Origin of the sequence: Synechococcus sp. WH 8109, from assembly GCF_000161795.2 — a bacterium.
Lineage (GTDB): Bacteria > Cyanobacteriota > Cyanobacteriia > PCC-6307 > Cyanobiaceae > Parasynechococcus.
Window position 1 is genome coordinate 837,331 of record NZ_CP006882.1, and the last position, 18,248, is coordinate 855,578.

Below are 18,248 nucleotides of genomic sequence, written 5' to 3' on the forward strand. Positions count from 1 at the left end.
CGTTCAGTGATCAACCCAGCTCGAGGCATGCCAGGCCGTATACGTTGCGGTCATGCCCCCTGGGGATCACGCCCTTGTACATCCGTACCGTTGACGTCATGGGTTTGAAGCCCCTGGCGCTGAGGATGGTCTTGGCGCTCGGGTTGTGGCCGGGGGTGTCGATCAGCACCACACCGTTGTGGTGGTCCAGGGCGTTGTTGAGCAACAGCGAGGCCATGCCGGGGTCTTCGGCGAGCCATGGCCCCACCCGCCATCCCTCGCCGATCGGCAGCAGGCAAGGGCGAATTCGCACGTAGCCATGGCATTCGCCCTCGGCATCTCTCGCTGCGAACACATCTCCGGCTCTATGGCGGAGCCATAGTTCAAGGAAGTGGGGCCTTGGGCTGATCTCATGGCGTTCGTCGTAGCGCTGAATCGCCTCCAGCGACACCTCGTGCAAGGGCACGACGGCAACGTCGCTGCGCTGGCTCGGGCTTGAATCGAGTGATGCCTCGCTGCGGAACAGCATCTGCCGGCGTGTGGTGATGCAGTCCTTCTGAAATCCATCTCGTTCGTAGAAGTCCACCATCTGCACCGCGGCCTCCAGGCCGATGCACTGCACGCCGCCGAGGGTTTTTAAGGCGTGATGCCAGAGCTGACGACCGATCCCTTGGCCTCGATGCTCCGGCTTCACCACAAACAGGCCAATGAAGGCATAGTCAGGGTTGTAGGTGACCGCCGCGATGCAGCCCACCGGTGTGTTGTCTTGCCAAGCGAGCCAGACCCCCTGGCGATCGGTGTTGGCGTAGATCTCGATGTCGCCGATTCCTGGAGCGAAATCCTGCTCACGGGCCAAGGCCGTGAGTGTGTCGAGGTCGGCGGGGGTGAAGGGTCTGATCTCCAGCATCGAGCTCGGCCCATCCCGACCCTGCTGAAGTCCGTCTTACCGCCTTTCACGGCTGATCTCCATCCCTGGATCAGCTCATCCTCTGGTGGCGCATGAATGTTCTTTGTGAACAGTTGCTCTCTAGGGTGCTTGTCACGACTCCCCTGCCCCTGCGGGCTATTGATCCCATGATTGCTTCGAAGCTGTTCGATTTCCTCGGCCGGGTGCTGATGGCGGCCGTGTTCGTGAATGCCCTGCCGGCCAAGTTCACCAACTTTGCTGAAACCGCAGGCTTCATCGCCTCCAAGGGCATCCCCGAACCCCTGGCCTCTCTGCTACTAACGGCGGCGATCGTGGTGCTGATCGCCGGATCGATCCTGCTGGTGTTCGGCAGCAACACGGTGCTGGGGGCCTCGATGCTGCTGCTGTTCCTGGTGCCCACCACGCTGATCTTCCACACCTTCCCTGTGGACAGTGGCTTTGCGATGAACCTGGCCCTGATAGGGGCGCTGATCCTGGCCATCACCCGCGCCTGCGGCAATGCTGTGCCCAGCTTCACGCACCTGCGCTCCAAGGGTTGATCGCCGGCTGGCTGGCTCAGGGCAGGGCCAGGGCCATGCCTTCGCGGCGCGGATCAGCGGCCCCCTGCCAGCCACCACCGATTTTTTGAATCAGAGCGGTGCCGCTGCCAATGCTCTGACGCCGCGGGCTTGCTTCGCTTTTGAGCTGCTGCAGAGGAAACGGCCAGGGCAGCGGCGGATCGCTTTCCAGCACCAGTGTTGTGCCTCGGCGCGAGAGATGGGGAAGGCCCACCGCCCGCGCCGTCGGTTCGTCCCAAGCAAATGACGCCAGCAGCACTCGGCTGAGCAGATGGGGAATGCTGCGGCCGCCGGGGCTGCCGAGGGCCAGCACTGGCTCGCCGTTGCGGAACACCAGCGTCGGTGCCATCGATGACATCGGCCGCCGTCCAGGCAGTCGGCGGTTGGCGACCGGTTTGCCGCCAAGGCTGGGTTTGAAGGCGAAATCGGTGAGCTGATTGTTCATCACCATGCCTCCTATCAGGTGTCGACTCCCAAAGATCGTCTCCACCGAGGAGGTGTAGGAGGCGATGTTGCCGCTGGCATCCACGATCGTGATCTGGCTGGTGCCCTGTTCGATGCCCCGACTCGGCCTGCCGTAGGGATAACGATCGATGCCTGGTGGTAGTCCCGGCAATGGCCTTGAGCCGTTTGCGCGCTGCATAGCTCTTGCCCGGCTGGCGATGTAGGCCGGATCCAGCAGGGCTGCGCTGGGCACCGCTCCGTCAATGGGGTCATGCACCCAGTAGAGGCGGTCCGCATCAGCCCAGGCCTGGGCGCGGGCCAGCTGCCGCCAAACCTGCGGCTCACCTGCGCTGGAGCTGGCCAGGTTGGTGCTCTGGTTCAGCAGCGCCAGGGTTTGCAGCAGCGCCAAGCCGCCGCTGCTGGGGGGCGGCATTGTGCAGATCCGGTGCTGGAGCTGCTGGCTGCAGAGAGGGGGGCGCCGGACCACGGTATAGCTGCTCAGATCGGCGGAGCTCCATCCCCGAAAGTTCGGCTCGCCGGCCTGCAGGGCATTGATCCCGCCCAGGATCTGCTGCGCGAGAGGCCCTTGATAAAAGGCTTGGCCTCCTTCCCTGGCCAACAGCCTCAGGGTGCGTGCCAGGGAAGGGTTACGGAAAGGTTGATCCACTGCTGGTGGCTGGCCGCCGGGCAGGTAGAGCGCTTGAAAGTCAGGGCTGTGGGCCACGCCAAAACGCTGGGCCAGGCGGATGGAGCGCAACAGTCGCGGGCTAGGTAGAAAACCAGCGCTGGCCAGGCGGATCGCCGGTTGCAGGGTTTGTGCCCAGGGCAGACGGCCGTAGTTTTGATGTCCCTCCCAGAGCAGGGCCACGGTGCCGGGAATGCCAATGGCGTTGGCTTGGCTGGTGGCCTGACGCCAGGGGAGGGGATCCCCCGCGGCGTCGAGCAGGTCGGTGGGGCGGCTACGTTCGGGTGCCACTTCACGGCCATCCAGCACTGCAAGCTGGCGTTGCTTGGAATGCCAGTACAGCAGAAAACCGCCACCCGCCAGGCCGGAGCTTTGGGGTTCCACCACCGCCAGCACCGCCTGGGCTGTGACTAGTGCATCGATGGCGCTCCCGCCGTTCTTCAGCGCAACCAGAGCCGCCTTGCTGGCGAGGGGATTTGCGGTGACCACCACGGCGGATCCGTGGGCGGTGGAGATGCCCTTGCGGCCGGGATCGGTGGATTCCGGATCGTCGCGGCTGATCGGGGCTGCCGCTGCGGGGAGGGTGCTCCAAAGGCTCAGCGCCAGCAGCAACGCTTTGAGCTGAGGGAGCACGGCGTTGGATCGGCTGGTTTCAGTCTTGTGGCTGGTGAGGCGGATTGCTGGCCTTCCCATCAAAAAAAGAGCCGGCCCCTCAGCCCGCTCCTGCTTGACGCATTGAAGGCACCACAGCCTTCACCTCAAGACTGGATCAGCAGAGGGCCGTTCGAGATGCGATCGAAGCGTTTCTCAGGGAATTCTCAGGAGGCGGAATAGGCATACTGCTCAATGAGAATCTTTCCCGCATGGCCAATGGTCATGCCGGCGCGAGCACCACTGCAAACGCTTCTGGAGGGAACAAAGAGCAGGTTCGCTCGCCTGCTCCTCTCCTCTCGCCTGTTAGCGAGAAGCGGCCGTTCAATAGGAAGGGATGTATCCGCAGGCCCACCTACGGGATACATCACTCACCCAAACAGAATTTACCCAAAAAAAGGTTCCCGAAGAGCCCACTCCTCGGGAACGACTCGTGCATGCGAGGAGAACTTAATGCTGCGCAATCTCCCTTAACAATGAGTAATTGTGCTCAGTGCGATATAGCTGGGTCTTGCCTTGATTGTGCTGGCGGTTGATCCTCTTGGTGCTTCCCAAGTAGCCAATAAAAAACCCCTGCTTGCTGCAGGGGCTCCATAGCGTTTTGTCGTGTCTGATCGGCTCAGAGGCCGAGGAATTTGGCCGGAATTCCATCCAGGCTGTTATTGCCCATCATTTGGAAGATAACGTTGATCAGCATTCCTCCGATGTGGAAGGCTCCCACCAGAGCCAGGCCTCTCCAGAGTTTTTCGGCTGCTGCTGGGGGCTGATTGTTGGCCCAGGTGCCGGATCCGTCGGTCATCGGTTGATCGCAACTTCAATCACGTTGGCGAAAGAGCTTGCAGGGGTCCAGCAGTCGTCACTGAGATTCATCAGCGCACCGGCGGTGGACAGCGCCGCCAGCCTGTTTTAAGCATCGTGTTCCAGGCTTCGATGGCGTTGTGCCGCAGCATCCGACGCCGGGTCTGGGGTACCGGCGGTCTGGGCGGGATCCAGCTGTAGGTGCGCACCGCCACCCACTGGGCATGAACGGTGGATGCATCTGGCTTGAACTGCACCACCTTCTGCTGCTCTGCACTCACAAGCCAGCCTTCTCCACCGGGCTGTTCTGGTGGTTCGTGGGTGGCGCGGTAACGGGGCAAGGGGTGGGGCGACGACAAACAGAAGACAGCTCTGCAAACCATCTGCTGCCGAGGCGAAGCCCCAAGCTCAGGATGGCGAATTCGCTGCTTGGCTGGGGAGGGCAGACTGAGCAGGATGCGGCTGAGGTTTCAAGTGCGCTCGCGAGTCCGACGAAATATCGATGGATGAGTTGTTGTCCTCGAGGAAAAGAAGCTCGTCTCAGTCAAAACGAGGCTTGAGAGAAGCTTCTGGTGGCCTTGGCTTGCGACCACGGTCCAACCAAGGCAGGTCACCTTTGCATGGGTCGATGCATCGATCGAGGTCTTGGGGAAAGATGTTGAGCAATTTTTTGTTTCTCTAAGAAAAAACATGAAGTTTTTTCGTTGATTGGTAAGCAAGGATTCGAAGTTAAACGCATTGGTTCAAAAAGTTATTGGTGCTTCATCCTTTTCTCGCATACATTCTGGCAAATTCAGAGAGCAATGCCCTGCCGTCAGGTTGATGATTTCTCCCAGAAAATTGCTTCAGACTTTGCCGCAGCCTGCAGGACTGATGAGGAGAGTGAAGATTGTTTTGGCACTGCCTACAACTACGGTCGCGACCATGTGACCCGTCTGACGCACGAGATCATTCGACTTCAGCGGGATAGTGGTTTATCACGAAAAGAAATCGTTGACTCGATTAAAGATCTGGCCAGTCATATGAATGCACTCTCTTATGTGTTTCTTGTGGCGGCCGATGTTGCCGAGAAAGCCCTGGATCATGATTGATCCTGAGGAAGCGCCCGCACAGCAAGAGTCAGGTGAAGATCCTCCTTGTTACGCCCCTCGGGGCGATTTTCTGATCGGTCTTGCTCAGGAAGCGCTTTCCCTCACCAGGAGACGGAAGCTTGAGAAGGAGATCGCCGTGATCAAATCAGCGCTGAAGGGCCAAGACGACAAGCCAACAAGCCGTCGCGCCGAGCAACTCAAAACACGTCTTGACAAGCTCAGGGATGAACTAAACAGCACCTAATAGGCATGTCTGGCATAACTCGTGGGATTCTTTCCGCCAGGTTGCTCATACCCTGCTGTATCCGAGCTTGGTTTCAAAGATCTTGAGGGGCAGTCCAAACGACTCCATCAGCTGCCGGCAGTCATCGCCCACCGTGCCGTAAACCTCAACGCTGAAGCCATCACCAAGCTCCGCATGCTTCTGCAAATACTCCTGAACAGGAGGGTTGGAGACATGGGCACTGAATGCCTTGTCGTTTACGTAGACCTCTGACCAAACGAACGCTTGGGGATCGTCCGGGTCTTGATCAAAGGTGTGGTGAATCATGCCTGGCTCAGATGCTTCAACGGCTTCGTCGGTGATGCGAGCCAGCTCCAGGTACTGGTCAACACAACCGGGTTTGACGTGGATTCGCGCCAGCAACATGAACGGGGTGGATTTGTCGAAGCTGGCCATTGGATCTCAGGCGGTGCTCAAGTGTTCCATGGATCAGGGTGAAAAACCCCTGGAGGCGCCCTCTCCAGGGGAAGCCAGGCATGTGTTCAAGTCACGAACCGATGGAAACGATCAGGCGGCTAGAGGCTGTTGTTTCAGCGACAAGCGACCGCTAGCCATCGAGTTATGAACCAGGTCTTTGGCGTAGCGGCGGCCTGCTTGTTGTGCTTCTCGAACGCTTCTGTAATTGCCGACAAAGTCGTATTCCTTTCCATCAACCGTTGCCGCAACCGCATAGAGCTTGTCAGTAACCTTGCTCACAGACCACCGCAAAAAGCAGGCCGGGGAGTTCTTCTGACTCTGCATACTGTCCTCCATGAAATAACGGGATGACTTAAGCACTTGCTTGTTTGTTGCATCTTAAAGCTTTAAATATCGCAAATAGGTAATTATATTTCTTTCACGATTTGGTCGTCAGGGCCTTATCAAATTGATTGATGCGAAGAGCTACGGCCGGCGTTTTCGAGCAGCTCCCTCTGCCGCGATGGCTGACCTTCAACCAAGCTGCGACTTAACGATGTGGAGCCACGGAACCGCGAGGAGAAACAGGTTCTCCCCGAGCGATGCGGATTCCGCATCAATACGTTCGCCACGTCACATTGATTTGCGCCTGATGCACTGAATGTCTAAAGCTTTCAGGCCTTTGAGGCACAAAAAAGTTTCCCCGCTGATCGCTCTCAATGGGGAAACTCTTCTGCCAGCACCAGGGTCGCTCTCCCCGTGCTGCTCAGCACCACATCTGGTGTGCAGGCAACTGAGGGTTCAATGATGAGGCCAATCAGCAGGCTTGTCTGGGAATTTCTGAAGATGTGCTGATCCGCCAAAAATTTCGGTAGATGCGGGCGACGGTTGCGACTGATACGGACGACCTAAATGCTCGATAGGCCTCGGAAGAACGCCTGGATTCGCTATGCAAACGGACCCAGCAGTTGCCGCTGAAATGGGTCCGCGTCCCGGGCTAGGTGCATGAGACCAGGACGCATCACACATAAGCCATTGGAGCCAGTCGATTCAGCGAAATCCGCTACTCAAATGGCTCCATTCTTCAGGCGGGCGCTTTGTGGAAATTGGTTGAATAGGGGAAGCGGTAGCCAAGCTCCATCTCCTCCAGCTGCTCTTCGGCGAGGTAGAGGCTGCGCGTGAAGAAGCACACGTTCTCGCTGTCGCACACCAGAAATTTTCCGGCTTCGATTTTTTGGATTGATGAACCGCGCGGAGTCTGTGCGATCAAGTCTGCTTGAGCCATGGAGCGTGCTGGCAAATCACCAATGTCATGGCTTCCATCGTTTTCGTTTGGTCGTTACAACGCTCACACTTCAACAATGTCATTTGTGCCGACTTCTTGGTAACAACAGATACTCGTGTTAAGCGTTAAAAAGAATCTGTCGCGCCATCTCAGAAATGGGCTATTCACGGTCTCGTTTGACAACGATGCGATGAAGTGGCTGCTCTCGAAACTCGGTTTACTAAAGCAGGACAAAAACACCCAGTCTCTGAAGGAAGACCTATCGTTTTTTAAGACCTCGCTCCAGGCCAATGCCATTGCATGCCAATGGCTTCTGAGGGAGCAAACTCGGCTCTTGCTGAGGCAAAGCAAGGGGGCAGCATTAATGATCAGAATCAGGGATGCATCCGGTGATGGCACTGTTGCTAGCAAGTTTGTGGAGCTCAGCCTCAAGGCAACGCAAGCACAGATTGAAGCCCCATCTGCGAGCGGTCAGATGCTTCTTGAGCTTGGTTATCGCACGGTTGGTGGTGACTTCATCACGCTTGAGTATTCCTTCATTGATCTAGGCCCCAAAAAAATTGAGCAGCCAGAGTTGACCAATTGGTTCAGCAATGAATCGGACAATATTCACCAAGATATGTACGACTTAGCGACCAAAGGCAGAACCCTTGGTGGATCTGAAGTCATGCCTCTCGGCCGGTGATACTGATTGCAGCGGCGTGGCTGTTGATCCAGGCCAACGGATGATGAGGAGACGGGGTTTGTTCTGCTCTAACCGTTTTATCAGCGCCACAATATTGCGGTAAGTAATTTGTGCAGTCTCAACGGATCATTGGCGCTACCCGGTTTTTTCACCTAAGCCATGGTGGAACCGGAAGGTGCAGATAAAGGCTCCTTCTTCCCAATGGTTGTTCCGTTGACCATTGGGCGCTGGTCACTGCACTGACTCTCTTCTGGCGATGCAAGGAGTCAGACCAGCGTTGTTTGAGGCTCCATTGTTCAAGAAAGCCAGTTCAGCAGTGGCTTTGGCGGTCCACACGGGCCGCTTTTTGATGTCAAAACGCTAAATATCACTTTTGATGCGCAAGATGATGCCCAAAATGCCCCCACATGAGCAAGTGTTGCCCGAGGTGAATACATTGGCTGTAAAGCGTTGCCTGAATACCGAATCAAAAATACATTTGTATTCAACTAGTAGCTATGGGCAAGATATTTTGCTTCACCTGAATGGCTTTATGAAGGAATTGCTTGGTACGGCGAGACTGTCTGATAGTCAGAACCAGCAGAGCTCAACGCCATGTCTGCATAGGGTGGCAGTCGTTAAAGGAGTGAGATCCCCCCGTGGCAAGACGGGTTGTTGATGGCTTGTGCAGATGAACTTGTCTATTGACTCGCCAGTGCTTGGAAGACCAGAGCCGCAAAAAGCGACCAAAGCACGGTGCTTGCGAAGCGGTGCTCCAAGGCCAACCGACGGGACGTGCTCCTCATCAGTAGGTTCCGCGGAAAACCGTTGCGATAACTGAAGCAAGCGAGCAAGTAAACAATGCAAGCAGTGCGAACTCCATGAAGGTTGTGTTGTGGCCTGCTTCTGTAATGCCCCTGGTTGAAGCAGTGCTGTCGTAGCGGTCGGCACCAGAAAGCCCAGATAAGCGCTTCTACCCGTAGCGGCGAGGAAACCCTGTCTTTTTCTTGGGTTGCTGACCACACCCATCGTTTGTCGTGATGGCGACAACCTGTCGCTGAGCCTCACGTCATCATTTGAACGCTTCTTCGGTGAAGGGGCGATGCGTCAAAAGCGGGGGTGCTTAGGGAACACCTCCATTTTTTTGCAGTTCGTAAACGATTCCCAAGGCACCCCTGATTGATTGAAGAGGGTGTTGATGGAACGCCAGCACCTTCGACGCATTCGTCCCTTTGTTGATGGGGCGGCATTACTTGCCGCTTTTTTTGCCTATGGGCGACCGAACCATGACCGGTGTCCACGACCTGTATTGACGGTTCCCCCTCTCCCCATCATGAGTTTTCCGGACAAGAGTGAAGTGGTCGTCAAACGAGGGACACGGGCCTCTGGAGGTGAGATCTCCAGAGGCCTTTTTGTGTTCCCCTCTGCTATTAGTGGGGAATGTTTACCCCAGAGATCCGGCCCAACCAATAGGTGCTAGTTCAGTCAAATACGTTCAATTTGTTGCACGAATTGCTGGCTATGCAGCAATGTCTTGATCGATATAGTTCAGAAAATGAATCACTTTTCTTTCCTTCTTCTCTTGCAAAGCTTCTTTAGCAAGAGTCAGCAGCTGATTCTCTCGGGCTTTGATGGCGGTTCTCCACCTTTTGGGTTTGGGATTGGTCACACGGAAGGGCCCTGAGAGAGGAGGTGTCCTTGGAGGCACAAGTTTTTTCAAGCCGCACGACGTTAATGGTCACAAGTGAAAACCTCCCAGATGCGTGATGGTTGTTGATGTAGGTTCATTTAGATACCGTTTATATGTATCAAGCTGAACTCGGAGTTTGGCTGCGTCAACTCAAGAAATCGCTTCAAACCTAAAACCATTTCTCGACTCCCCTAGAGGGGAACCGCATGGGAGCAGCGCTAACGGCAAAGCCCTGGAGTATTCGATGCTCAGTTGAAACGAGGGACGACCTGAGCCAAAACACGTTTGTTGCAGCAACTCAGATGGCTTCCAGCACTGAGCAACGCAAAGCTGAGACCACGAGATCCACTCGCATTGCAGCTGGACTCATCCTCGGGTTGGCTTGTTTCGCTGCGGTGCTCACCGGTGGGATCTTTGTTGGGCAAACCATCGGTAAGGCGTTGAGCACGCTCCAGACCATCGCCCCAGTTCAGGTGGACCCTCTTCGCTGAGGTGTTGGAGCCGATCAGGCTTCAACGTCAACCTTGTCATCTACGTTTTGATTGGCCTCAACTGAGGTGGCTTCGTCTGACTTGCTTCGAGGGCAGTCACCTGCGTTGGCGGCGCCAATAAAAACAACAACCGCCGTGATCGCGACGATCAAGGAGCCGCCTACAAAAGGGAGTTTCGGGCCTTTCACGCCAGGTGTGTGCCGGAGGTCTGGTGACCCTAGTGCTAGATACAGACGTGGCAGGCGATATGCGTGGCACGGTCAGTTGTCACCAATGTGGTGACCTCTATTGATCCTTGTTTTCTTTGTATCTGGGCAGGTCGGTCGGCTGAGCCAGCACGTAAACGACGGCAGCTGTGATCAACACGGTGAACACGATGAGAGAGGTGATGGCTGCTGAATAGTCGTTCACTGGAGTCTCTCGACAAAAAAAGGTTAGGGCTGACTCTTTGCTGGATGCGTCAATTACCCGAAAGGGCCTGGCTGTGGATCGTGGTCATCGTGTTGTTCAGATCACCCACATCCCGAAGCCCTTCAACACTGAACCAGGGGGCGTTCTCCCAGCTGAAGCCTTCACCAAAGGTGTTGTCTGGTGCCGTGACGTACCAGTGACAGTCCACATCCGGCGTATCAACGGAGCACTGCGACCAGTCCGGCTGCCACTGAGGCACCTGAACCCACATCACTGTTGCAAACACCAGGGAGAACAAAGCTTTGAACATCTGCCCGGAGGTTGCTTAGCTAAACTTTACATGAATTGGTCTCAGGGTTGGAAGTGTCGACTGTATTGCGGATCACGCCCTGAAGGCTCAAGCAATAACGGGCTTTGGTATTCAGTGACTCGATTTCAACCGGTCGATCGGGGATACAACCGAGTTCCCGTGCTGTGCGTTCGAGGGCACACCGGTGGCGGAATCGCATTCCCTCACCGCTCGACGCGGTGTGATTCCGTCGTGTGCATCCAAATGTGATCGACGTTCAAGGCGAAAGAGCAACTTTGAAGAGTGTTTACGCCAGGCTTCTCGTCATCAACTGAAGACGTGATCCCGAAGCTGGCATGTCGATCGAGGGCAAGCGGCCGCTGCCTCATCAGGCTGCGTGTCCTCTGTGCTCCAAACGATGTACTGCGTTGAGCGAAGCGATGGGCCCGACTCATGGGTCCAAGAACAGTGCTTCAAGACTGAGTTCAAGGCATTCGTAAATGCACGAGCCAAATCGCTTGCTTTCACGAACGTGTATCGCGTTATCTATCAAAGCCCTGGACTCTCAGGCGAAGTGGTGAGGGTTGCGAAAGGAAAGGCTCTTTTGAATTCCGATGACCGGCTGGTTGGTTAGCCGTTCAGCTCCTGCTCATCGCAGCCAGGGCGATTGCGTCACCTCCAGAGTGTATTCACCCGTGCGGGTGAAACTCATCGGGATGGAGTTGATGCGGATGTAGGTCTCCCCCTGCTCGGCAGCCAGAAAGCTGAACTCATGTTCAGCGCTATTCACCAAAATGTTGCCGCTCTGCTGCATGAAGTCACAGCGGAAGGTCTCCACGGTGGTGATAGGGCCGTCGTAGCTGAGCAGTCGGCACGTTGAAGCAACGATCTCAGCGCTTGCCGGAATGGCGGTGGTGACGGCGAGGCCTGCTGCAGCGAGGCTGGTTCGAATCCAAATCATCGGAGCACCGCGCAGTGCATTGCGTTCGATTCGTATTCCCACTCTGCTGCCTCAATCCTTGCCAGGCCGGCGATGTTGGGTCACTCGTCAGATTCTCTTAAGTATTGCGGGGCGCGCCTGCAACTGATCTGCGCGATAGTTGAGCCACGCGAAAGGGCCGTGAGACCACGACGCGAGATCTGAATAAGAGGAAACTCAATGAGCAGGAGAGGTATCCATCCCCTCTTAATGGGCATGGACAAACCCGAACGAAAACCCGTTGAGCCTTCTAAGGCGAACAATCTATCCGGCAACGAATCTGCTCAACGCAAGCGGTTCATCCGCTCTGAGGAGGAAGATACAGGTAACCGCAAGGCTGCCTGATCAACCATGGATCAAGTGGTCAGAGTGCGGGTGAGTTCATATATCTGCGCATCCCGTTAACCGTTCTTCTCCTGGGAAGAGCGGTTTCTCTTTATGTAAAGGAATGGGTTAAGTACCTATTGATTCTGGACGGGAGAGGAGTAGAGATAATTCAGCGACAAGGAGAGAGATGGTCACGATCTGTTCAGGTTTTTTCGATCTATGCATTCCCCTCAATGCATTTGACAAGACTCAGCCAGCCCAGGCTGATCAACTCAAGCAAGCGATGAAATTTCAGCACGATCTGTATTGGGAAGAACGTTGCGGCACGTCCCCCACTGCGCCTGGCTGCAAGATCTACGAAGACTGAGCCCAACACGTCTCAGTTGATGTCATCAAGGCAATTCAATCGATTCTCTTTGGTTCAAGAAACAACCCCTGGCTAACCTGCTTGGTTTTGTTCTTGCAATCTGCTTTCTCCCTGCGTCTTACCTGCAGGGAGAAGAGATTCTGCTTTGGTGATTTTGCAGGTCACGACCTTGTTGGCCTTTTTAGAGCCAATTGATCCATCAATGGTGAGATTCAATGAAAGAAAAAATTGTTGTTATCGATACGAATGTGCTGCTACACGATCCTGAGGCGCCGCACCGCTTTGGTGATCTAAGGGTTGTGATCCCCATGCAAGTGGTTGAAGAAATCGATCGCTTCAAGAAAGATCATTCCGAAAAAGGCCGAAATGCTCGGCGTATTTCAAGGCTCTTGGATTCCTACCGAGCTCGCGGAAGCCTTGCCGATGGCGTACCGATTGAGGGAACGAACCACGGCATGCTGCAGGTGGTGTTCTGTCAGGCCCAAGCCCTCCATGACCTACCGGCAGAGTTGCAGGGGGGCGGTGGTGACAACAACATCCTTGCGGTGGCCCTCGAGCAGATGCGTTGCAGTGGCCTGAAACAGGCGCCCGAGGTCCTGCTGATCAGCAAAGACATCAACCTGCGAATCAAGGCTGATGCGGTGGGCCTGCAGGCCGAGGACTACGTCAACGACAACGTCTCGATCGACGACCTATACACAGGGTTTCGTGAACTCAGTACCGATGCGGAGACAATTCAGACCCTGCATGGCGAGGATCAACTCCCTTTGGAAGCTGTCGCCGATCCCGAGGTGCAGCATCTTCAGGCCAATGAAGGGGTGGTGCTGGTGGATCAGCACAACGACAGCCACACCCTGCTTGCTCGGCATCAAGGCAACACCAACATCATCAAGCCGTTGCACTGGCTCCATCGCGCCCATTTGGGACGCATCAAAGCCAGAAATCGCGAGCAAAGCTTTGCGCTGGATCTGCTGCTCGATCCCTCCGTTGCTCTGGTGACTCTGGTGGGCAAGGCCGGCACAGGCAAAACGCTGCTGGCCATCGCCGCGGGTTTGCACCAGGTGGCCGACACCCATCACTATGCCCGCTTGTTGGTGACGCGCCCACCGATCTCCCTTGGCAAAGACATCGGCTACCTGCCCGGCACGCTGGAGGAGAAACTCGGCCCCTGGATGAAGCCGATCATCGACAACATCGATTTCATCACCGGTTCGTCTCCCGGCGAGGAGGCTGAGCAGACGAAGAAACAGCGGCACCGCGAACCACGCAACGCTTGGGCCGACCTGCAAGGCATGGGCTTGCTTGAGGTTGAAGCCATCAACACCATCCGCGGCCGATCGATTCCCAATCAGTTCCTGGTGGTGGATGAGGCGCAGAACCTGACGCCCCTGGAAGTGAAGACGATCGTGACGCGGGTGGGTGAAGGAACCAAAGTTGTCTTCACCGGTGATCCATATCAAATCGACAATCCCTATGTGGATGCCGAAAGCAACGGGCTCACCTGGCTGGTGGAAAAGCTCAAAGGCCAGCCCCTGGTGGGACACATGACCCTCACCAAAGGAGAGCGCAGTGAACTGGCTGAACTGGCCGCCAACATCCTCTGATGCAAGTCGACATCGCCGATACCGACGACATCGCTAACACCCACGACTGTTGAACCGATGACTCAATTTCAAGGCACTTCAAGCCCTGAGCAAACCAATCTGGATGCGATCCTGAAGTCCCCCACCTACAGAATTGGCCATGAAGATCCCGACTTGCTGAACAGCAATGCCATGCGCGGTGTGCGCATGCTGCTTGAAATCACCAAGCCGGATCTGCAACTGGAAACAGCCGGGATCGAATCGACGATCATTGTTTTTGGAGGCGCCAGGATCGTAGATAAAGACACTGCTGCCGCGAAGCTGGCGCAAGCAGAGCAACGGCTCAGCGCAACTCCAGGCTCATCGTCTTTGAAGAGACAAGTTGTCCACGCCAAACAGCTCGTGGACTTGTCCCATTTTTACGATGCAGCTCGAGAATTTGCCGCATTGGCCTCCCAGCATGGTCAGGCGGATAAAGGGCAAAGCCATGGATGCGCATCCCATGTGATCGTGACCGGTGGCGGACCGGGAATCATGGAAGCCGCCAATAGAGGTGCATTTGAGGCCGGCTGCCGTTCCATTGGGCTGAATATCACCCTTCCGTTTGAACAACATCCCAATCACTTCATTACCCCTGATCTCTGCTTCAAGTTCAACTACTTCTCACTGCGTAAATTCCATTTTGTGATGCGCTCGATTGGAGCCATTCTTTTCCCGGGCGGCTTTGGCACGCTCGATGAACTGTTTGAGCTGCTCACCCTGCGGCAAGTCGGCACCAAAGGCAGCATGCCCATTGTTCTGTTCGGAACAGAGTTCTGGAGGAGGCTAGTGGACTTTAATTACCTCGCTGAGATGGGCTTGATTTCAGATGACGACCTTGATCTGATTCATTTCTCGGATTCAGCGGAAGAGGCATGGGACTTCATCCGCAACCGAACGCGGGCTGAGACTGAGGCGAGCTGAACAGGCAAGCTGCCCGATCAAGGTGAGGGTTGATTGTGCCGGCGCAGTTTCTTGAGCTGATCATCAATTTGAAACCGCAGCTGTCGGAGGCTTTCAACATTGATTTGGTGTTCGCCGGAACTCCAGTGCTGCGGGTTGGCGACACGAATCTCCAGTTCGCGGAGGCGGGAGCGATCAGTTTGCATGAGGAACTCCACGGCCGGATCAAGTCTGTTGCCGCTGCTCCTACCTAGACATGAGTTTTTCTACTGGGTAAGGGAAAAGTACTGATTTCCTGCTGAACAAAGGCTTAGATGGAACCCGATTCGAGCAGGTGGTCCATCAAGGCCGCATAGAGCTGGGTCTTCATGTTCAACAGGCAGGCCTGTTCGTTGGCGTCACCGCCGGGCCAGTTGTCGTGAGCTTCAGCTACGACGCGGTGTAGAAGACGCAGAACATCTCTCTCCAACGTAATGGTGGTGATCATTTGGTTGCCTTCCATTGGCGCTAAGAGCGAGAGGAGCTGATTTCAGAGGCCCTGGGACTGCTGGCGCACAATCCAGGCCGACGCAGCTTGCTGTTGCTTCCATGCCACTAACAGCTCTTTGGCAATGCTGCGTAGGGCTGCAAGGTCATCCGAGTTGTCGATCTCGCGTGAGAATTTTTCGACTTCAAATTTCTGGCCCAGAGTCAACGCGATTGGTTCCATTGGCTTGTGGCTTTGTGAGCGGAACGTACCCGAGAACTTTTGTTGCTGCAAATCAAAAACGTAGTACTTGCAACCGATTTAAGGAAAGAATGCTCATCTCAATGCATTGCTGTCATTACAGAACATTTCTGAATGCCTCTGATCACTCGGATCGCAAAGGCTTATGGCCTTAGAAAGCATGTATAGGGCTGGAGCTGATGCATTTCTCCTTGGAAAAACATTTGGAATTGTCTAGAAGTGTAGCTGTTGTGTCAGACAAAAATCAGGGCGTAGCTCTTGCTCTGATGGGTGTTGCTCTCACCATGTTGGCCACGGATCTTCTTGCCCATGAGTTGAAGGCTTCAGCCTTGCCGTCCTCCAGGGCTTAATTTGGAGAAAATACATCCCATCTTCATTTCATCACTTGGATCGGAAGCGCTTAAGACGTTAGAAAACAAGCATCGGCTTGGAGCTGATACATTTCTTCTGGGAAGGACGCCTAGAATTAAATAGGAATATAGTTGTTGACTTGGCAAAATCATGCCATATCACTTGCGCTTATAGGTATGGCTCTCATTCACCATGCTGGCTGTGGATTTTCCGGCCCATGAGTTGAAGGCCTCAGTCTTGCCGTCCTCCAGAACTTGATTCAGAGAAAGTCCATCTCGTCTTCATTATTGTCGTCTTCTCGGGATTGAATCCATAGGGCTGAGAGCGGGAAGATGAAGCAGCTGGCAACTAGGAATTCCATTGGCTTTGGAATTTGATGAATCAATAATCAGGTGAATTCCAGCGACAAGCTGTATCAACCGCTGTCGTTTTTTTTGAATTTGGTTGCCGATCGATCCGTTTGATCATGTTAAGTGTTTTTGCTTAATCAGCCCAGACTGATCAAGGTGACTCCGGCTACAAAAAGTAGAACAGATAACACAAGCAAGCCGCTGTTCATCGGTTGCTGGCGCGTTTGATTGATTCCATCCCCAGGCGTGCCGCGCGGCGCCCCAGCCCCACCGCTGCCTGGGCGGTGCTTTTGATCACATCCTTGGCGGTGCTGCGAACCCGGAGGGGACTTCGTTGCATGGCATCTGGCCAGGACCCCTCTGGCCAGCGCGGCACGCGGCGGCCAACACGGTCACCGAGTTGAAGCAGGGATCGACGCAGCCGGCTGGCCACAGATTTGAAGCAACAGCATCAATTTGCTGGCTCCTTATTAATGCTGTTGTGCCAATTGACACGAAGGTGGCTTGGCGCCTAGGCGATTGCTTTGCATCCCCCAGTTGAGGGACATAACTACCCACATGGCTCCCCTAACTGAGGGATGTGGAATGCATTTCCTTGTTGCTGAGTAAAAGAGCGCGCCGCCGGTTGTGATGTCCTCTCTGTATGACCTGATTCATCAGCGCAAGGGCGAGCTGCAGACCGAAACGGTGCAGGTGGTCGATGCCGTCCAGGCCTGGCGCCTGGAACGTGAGCGCTATTCCCTCTGCATCCGTGGCGTTGTACGTCGGGATGGGGGGCGTGATGGCTCTGCAGCTGAGCCATCCAAACGCCGCTAGAGGAAGTGCATCCGAACTGCTTGGTATGGAGCTGCGGCTCTAGTCGCGCGTCTTGCATGAAGCCATCGAAGCGACGGCGTAGTTTTGCAAGACCCAGGGTGTGATGGCCTGTTGCGGTGATCGCCTCACCCTCACTTGCCTTTGCTCGGCGAAGCCGATCCGCCGTACCGTGGTCGGCGCAGCAACACCTAAGAGGAAGCCTTTTAGCTGGTGCTGCGCCACAAGCCGAGCCTGCTGATCTGCAGCTCGGATCTGGAGACTGGTTACGGCATGAACCTGCTGCGTTGGGTGCAGGCGGAGCTGCCCACCTGTCAGCTGTTGATCGTGCTGGTACGCGAAACCCAGGCCGTGGTGCAGGAGGCGATGCAGGCCTACACCGATGCGGTGATCTTCAAATCAAGCCTCGGCACCGGCAAGGGTGATTTCGTTCAAGCCTTCCAAACCCTGTCTGAAGGTGGCGTGTATCTCCCTGAGGAGATTCGCCAGCTCGGTGCGGCTCAGGCTCCGAACTCGACCTGCCGCCGTTGATTGAAGAGCTCACTGAGCGGGAACTGGAGGTGGTGCCTGGTCGGTGGTGGCCCGCGGCCTCACCAACCAGGGCATCGGCAACAGCCTCGGCATCTCGGTGGAAACGGCGAAGACAAGTAGGTGCCGCGGATCGCACCCTATTGGCGGTGATGGCGTTGCTCTACGGCCTGGTCGATCCCCTCGGCTGATTCCTGCGGGGTAATCCAGTTCGGTGATGACGGTCGTGATCTCGCTTCGGTTGCCAACGCTTGATCCATGGGGTTTCGCCGTTGCTTTTTTGTGATGTCCGAGGAAACCACCAACCAGCAGTCCTGCGGCGGCAAAAAGAGGGCTATGCACTCCTTTTGCCTGGTTCAGATCTCCGCCAACGTGGTGTCTGCCGTGTCGTTGGCGGCCATCGCCTCTGGCTTGTGCGCCGTGAAGCAGGAGGGCCGCCTGTTCAACGGCTGCGATGAAACTGTTGTGGCTGAGGGCCGCTCTCATGCTGAAGCCGTTCGCTATTGCAATGGCGGCTGAGATTCAAAACCAACCCTTCCCAAGGGTTGTGGCCAACACCCTTGGGTGAGCCTGCGTTCTGACCGAGATCAGGCTTTCGTTTTGGCCTGAAGCAATCAATGCCTATTGCTGCTGCAACGC

At 55.6% G+C, this 18,248-nt stretch carries 23 protein-coding genes; 10 read left to right on the top strand and 13 right to left on the bottom strand.

The window, feature by feature from the left end:
- Positions 1-10: 10 nt before the first annotated feature.
- Positions 11-886 carry a GNAT family N-acetyltransferase gene (locus Syncc8109_RS04460; protein WP_006850472.1) on the bottom strand — a complete coding sequence of 292 codons (876 nt, stop codon included), beginning with the start codon at positions 884-886 and terminating at the stop codon, positions 11-13.
- Positions 887-1,053: 167 nt separating this feature from the next.
- On the opposite strand from Syncc8109_RS04460, the gene Syncc8109_RS04465 reads away from it, so the two are divergent.
- On the top strand, positions 1,054-1,446 hold the full coding sequence (locus Syncc8109_RS04465) for a DoxX family protein (RefSeq protein ID WP_198015272.1): 393 nt from the start codon (positions 1,054-1,056) through the stop codon (positions 1,444-1,446).
- A gap of 16 nt (positions 1,447-1,462) precedes the next feature.
- Here the strand turns inward: Syncc8109_RS04465 and Syncc8109_RS04470 are convergent, their stop codons facing one another.
- From Syncc8109_RS04470 to Syncc8109_RS04480, 3 genes are all read right to left on the bottom strand, one after another.
- Complete coding sequence (locus tag Syncc8109_RS04470; protein WP_045172715.1) at positions 1,463-3,286, bottom strand: gamma-glutamyltransferase family protein; 1,824 nt, start codon at positions 3,284-3,286, stop codon at positions 1,463-1,465.
- Positions 3,287-3,863: 577 nt separating this feature from the next.
- Entirely contained in the window at positions 3,864-4,043 is a 180-nt protein-coding gene (locus Syncc8109_RS04475) for a hypothetical protein (RefSeq protein ID WP_006849826.1), read from the bottom strand.
- A 70-nt stretch (positions 4,044-4,113) separates the two neighbouring features.
- On the bottom strand, positions 4,114-4,401 hold the full coding sequence (locus Syncc8109_RS04480; RefSeq protein ID WP_006850392.1) for a DUF1651 domain-containing protein: 288 nt from the start codon (positions 4,399-4,401) through the stop codon (positions 4,114-4,116).
- A gap of 345 nt (positions 4,402-4,746) precedes the next feature.
- Here Syncc8109_RS04480 and Syncc8109_RS04485 point away from each other — a divergent pair, with 345 nt between their 5' ends.
- Positions 4,747-5,133, top strand: coding sequence for a hypothetical protein (locus Syncc8109_RS04485; RefSeq protein WP_232202467.1), 387 nt, complete (start codon positions 4,747-4,749; stop codon positions 5,131-5,133).
- 289 nt (positions 5,134-5,422) lie between these two features.
- On the opposite strand, the gene Syncc8109_RS04495 is transcribed toward Syncc8109_RS04485, so the two are convergent.
- From Syncc8109_RS04495 to Syncc8109_RS04505, 3 genes are all read right to left on the bottom strand, one after another.
- Positions 5,423-5,812, bottom strand: coding sequence for a putative quinol monooxygenase (locus tag Syncc8109_RS04495; RefSeq protein ID WP_006850824.1), 390 nt, complete (start codon positions 5,810-5,812; stop codon positions 5,423-5,425).
- A 111-nt stretch (positions 5,813-5,923) separates the two neighbouring features.
- Positions 5,924-6,112: a hypothetical protein gene (locus Syncc8109_RS04500; protein WP_006851411.1), complete on the bottom strand. Its 189-nt coding sequence runs from the start codon at positions 6,110-6,112 to the stop codon at positions 5,924-5,926.
- Positions 6,113-6,896: 784 nt separating this feature from the next.
- Positions 6,897-7,097: a hypothetical protein gene (locus Syncc8109_RS04505; RefSeq protein WP_006849591.1), complete on the bottom strand. Its 201-nt coding sequence runs from the start codon at positions 7,095-7,097 to the stop codon at positions 6,897-6,899.
- Positions 7,098-7,287: 190 nt separating this feature from the next.
- On the opposite strand from Syncc8109_RS04505, the gene Syncc8109_RS04510 reads away from it, so the two are divergent.
- Together Syncc8109_RS04510 and Syncc8109_RS04515 are read left to right on the top strand one after the other, a co-directional pair.
- Entirely contained in the window at positions 7,288-7,782 is a 495-nt protein-coding gene (locus Syncc8109_RS04510) for a hypothetical protein (RefSeq protein ID WP_045172717.1), read from the top strand.
- Positions 7,783-9,753: 1,971 nt separating this feature from the next.
- The gene (locus tag Syncc8109_RS04515) at positions 9,754-9,942 is read left to right on the top strand and encodes a hypothetical protein (protein WP_025362226.1); all 189 of its coding nucleotides are present in this window, start codon (positions 9,754-9,756) and stop codon (positions 9,940-9,942) included.
- A 14-nt stretch (positions 9,943-9,956) separates the two neighbouring features.
- Here the strand turns inward: Syncc8109_RS04515 and Syncc8109_RS12195 are convergent, their stop codons facing one another.
- From Syncc8109_RS12195 to Syncc8109_RS04525, 3 genes are all read right to left on the bottom strand, one after another.
- Positions 9,957-10,130 (bottom strand): hypothetical protein, encoded by a 174-nt coding sequence (locus Syncc8109_RS12195; RefSeq protein ID WP_156915486.1) that lies wholly within the window; start codon positions 10,128-10,130, stop codon positions 9,957-9,959.
- A 272-nt stretch (positions 10,131-10,402) separates the two neighbouring features.
- Positions 10,403-10,663 (bottom strand): hypothetical protein, encoded by a 261-nt coding sequence (locus tag Syncc8109_RS04520; RefSeq protein WP_006850478.1) that lies wholly within the window; start codon positions 10,661-10,663, stop codon positions 10,403-10,405.
- Positions 10,664-11,291: 628 nt separating this feature from the next.
- Positions 11,292-11,603 (bottom strand): hypothetical protein, encoded by a 312-nt coding sequence (locus tag Syncc8109_RS04525; RefSeq protein WP_025362227.1) that lies wholly within the window; start codon positions 11,601-11,603, stop codon positions 11,292-11,294.
- Positions 11,604-12,530: 927 nt separating this feature from the next.
- Between Syncc8109_RS04525 and Syncc8109_RS04535 the strand changes: the two genes are divergently transcribed.
- Genes Syncc8109_RS04535 through Syncc8109_RS04545 form a run of 3 tightly spaced genes read left to right on the top strand, consistent with a single transcriptional unit; the run spans position 12,531 to position 15,094 of the window.
- Positions 12,531-13,919 carry a PhoH family protein gene (locus Syncc8109_RS04535; protein WP_006850748.1) on the top strand — a complete coding sequence of 463 codons (1,389 nt, stop codon included), beginning with the start codon at positions 12,531-12,533 and terminating at the stop codon, positions 13,917-13,919.
- A gap of 57 nt (positions 13,920-13,976) precedes the next feature.
- Positions 13,977-14,861 (top strand): LOG family protein, encoded by an 885-nt coding sequence (locus tag Syncc8109_RS04540; RefSeq protein WP_006849694.1) that lies wholly within the window; start codon positions 13,977-13,979, stop codon positions 14,859-14,861.
- Positions 14,862-14,896: 35 nt separating this feature from the next.
- The gene (locus Syncc8109_RS04545) at positions 14,897-15,094 is read left to right on the top strand and encodes a hypothetical protein (protein ID WP_156915487.1); all 198 of its coding nucleotides are present in this window, start codon (positions 14,897-14,899) and stop codon (positions 15,092-15,094) included.
- Positions 15,095-15,150: 56 nt separating this feature from the next.
- On the opposite strand, the gene Syncc8109_RS04550 is transcribed toward Syncc8109_RS04545, so the two are convergent.
- The 3 genes from Syncc8109_RS04550 to Syncc8109_RS04560 form a co-directional block, all read right to left on the bottom strand.
- On the bottom strand, positions 15,151-15,342 hold the full coding sequence (locus Syncc8109_RS04550; RefSeq protein ID WP_025362228.1) for a hypothetical protein: 192 nt from the start codon (positions 15,340-15,342) through the stop codon (positions 15,151-15,153).
- 27 nt (positions 15,343-15,369) lie between these two features.
- Positions 15,370-15,600 (bottom strand): hypothetical protein, encoded by a 231-nt coding sequence (locus Syncc8109_RS04555; protein WP_232202468.1) that lies wholly within the window; start codon positions 15,598-15,600, stop codon positions 15,370-15,372.
- Positions 15,601-16,473: 873 nt separating this feature from the next.
- Positions 16,474-16,701: a hypothetical protein gene (locus Syncc8109_RS04560; RefSeq protein WP_006849935.1), complete on the bottom strand. Its 228-nt coding sequence runs from the start codon at positions 16,699-16,701 to the stop codon at positions 16,474-16,476.
- A gap of 197 nt (positions 16,702-16,898) precedes the next feature.
- Between Syncc8109_RS04560 and Syncc8109_RS04565 the strand changes: the two genes are divergently transcribed.
- From Syncc8109_RS04565 to Syncc8109_RS04575, 3 genes are all read left to right on the top strand, one after another.
- Positions 16,899-17,084, top strand: coding sequence for a hypothetical protein (locus tag Syncc8109_RS04565; RefSeq protein WP_025362230.1), 186 nt, complete (start codon positions 16,899-16,901; stop codon positions 17,082-17,084).
- A 210-nt stretch (positions 17,085-17,294) separates the two neighbouring features.
- The gene (locus Syncc8109_RS12845; protein WP_006849997.1) at positions 17,295-17,612 is read left to right on the top strand and encodes a response regulator transcription factor; all 318 of its coding nucleotides are present in this window, start codon (positions 17,295-17,297) and stop codon (positions 17,610-17,612) included.
- Between the two features lie 282 nt (positions 17,613-17,894).
- Entirely contained in the window at positions 17,895-18,128 is a 234-nt protein-coding gene (locus Syncc8109_RS04575) for a hypothetical protein (RefSeq protein ID WP_025362231.1), read from the top strand.
- Positions 18,129-18,248 lie beyond the last annotated feature (120 nt).

What these genes read in the sequence shown, in the direction of transcription:
- Syncc8109_RS04460 (WP_006850472.1), bottom strand. Translation starts at nt 886, where the DNA reads ATGCTGGAGATCAGACCCTTCACCCCCGCCGACCTCGACACACTCACG.
- Syncc8109_RS04465 (WP_198015272.1), top strand. Translation starts at nt 1,054, where the DNA reads ATGATTGCTTCGAAGCTGTTCGATTTCCTCGGCCGGGTGCTGATGGCG.
- Syncc8109_RS04470 (WP_045172715.1), bottom strand. Translation starts at nt 3,286, where the DNA reads ATGGGAAGGCCAGCAATCCGCCTCACCAGCCACAAGACTGAAACCAGC.
- Syncc8109_RS04475 (WP_006849826.1), bottom strand. Translation starts at nt 4,043, where the DNA reads ATGACCGACGGATCCGGCACCTGGGCCAACAATCAGCCCCCAGCAGCA.
- Syncc8109_RS04495 (WP_006850824.1), bottom strand. Translation starts at nt 5,812, where the DNA reads ATGGCCAGCTTCGACAAATCCACCCCGTTCATGTTGCTGGCGCGAATC.
- Syncc8109_RS04505 (WP_006849591.1), bottom strand. Translation starts at nt 7,097, where the DNA reads ATGGCTCAAGCAGACTTGATCGCACAGACTCCGCGCGGTTCATCAATC.
- Syncc8109_RS04510 (WP_045172717.1), top strand. Translation starts at nt 7,288, where the DNA reads ATGAAGTGGCTGCTCTCGAAACTCGGTTTACTAAAGCAGGACAAAAAC.
- Syncc8109_RS04515 (WP_025362226.1), top strand. Translation starts at nt 9,754, where the DNA reads ATGGCTTCCAGCACTGAGCAACGCAAAGCTGAGACCACGAGATCCACT.
- Syncc8109_RS04520 (WP_006850478.1), bottom strand. Translation starts at nt 10,663, where the DNA reads ATGTTCAAAGCTTTGTTCTCCCTGGTGTTTGCAACAGTGATGTGGGTT.
- Syncc8109_RS04525 (WP_025362227.1), bottom strand. Translation starts at nt 11,603, where the DNA reads ATGATTTGGATTCGAACCAGCCTCGCTGCAGCAGGCCTCGCCGTCACC.
- Syncc8109_RS04535 (WP_006850748.1), top strand. Translation starts at nt 12,531, where the DNA reads ATGAAAGAAAAAATTGTTGTTATCGATACGAATGTGCTGCTACACGAT.
- Syncc8109_RS04540 (WP_006849694.1), top strand. Translation starts at nt 13,977, where the DNA reads ATGACTCAATTTCAAGGCACTTCAAGCCCTGAGCAAACCAATCTGGAT.
- Syncc8109_RS04550 (WP_025362228.1), bottom strand. Translation starts at nt 15,342, where the DNA reads ATGGAAGGCAACCAAATGATCACCACCATTACGTTGGAGAGAGATGTT.
- Syncc8109_RS04565 (WP_025362230.1), top strand. Translation starts at nt 16,899, where the DNA reads ATGTCCTCTCTGTATGACCTGATTCATCAGCGCAAGGGCGAGCTGCAG.
- Syncc8109_RS04575 (WP_025362231.1), top strand. Translation starts at nt 17,895, where the DNA reads ATGTCCGAGGAAACCACCAACCAGCAGTCCTGCGGCGGCAAAAAGAGG.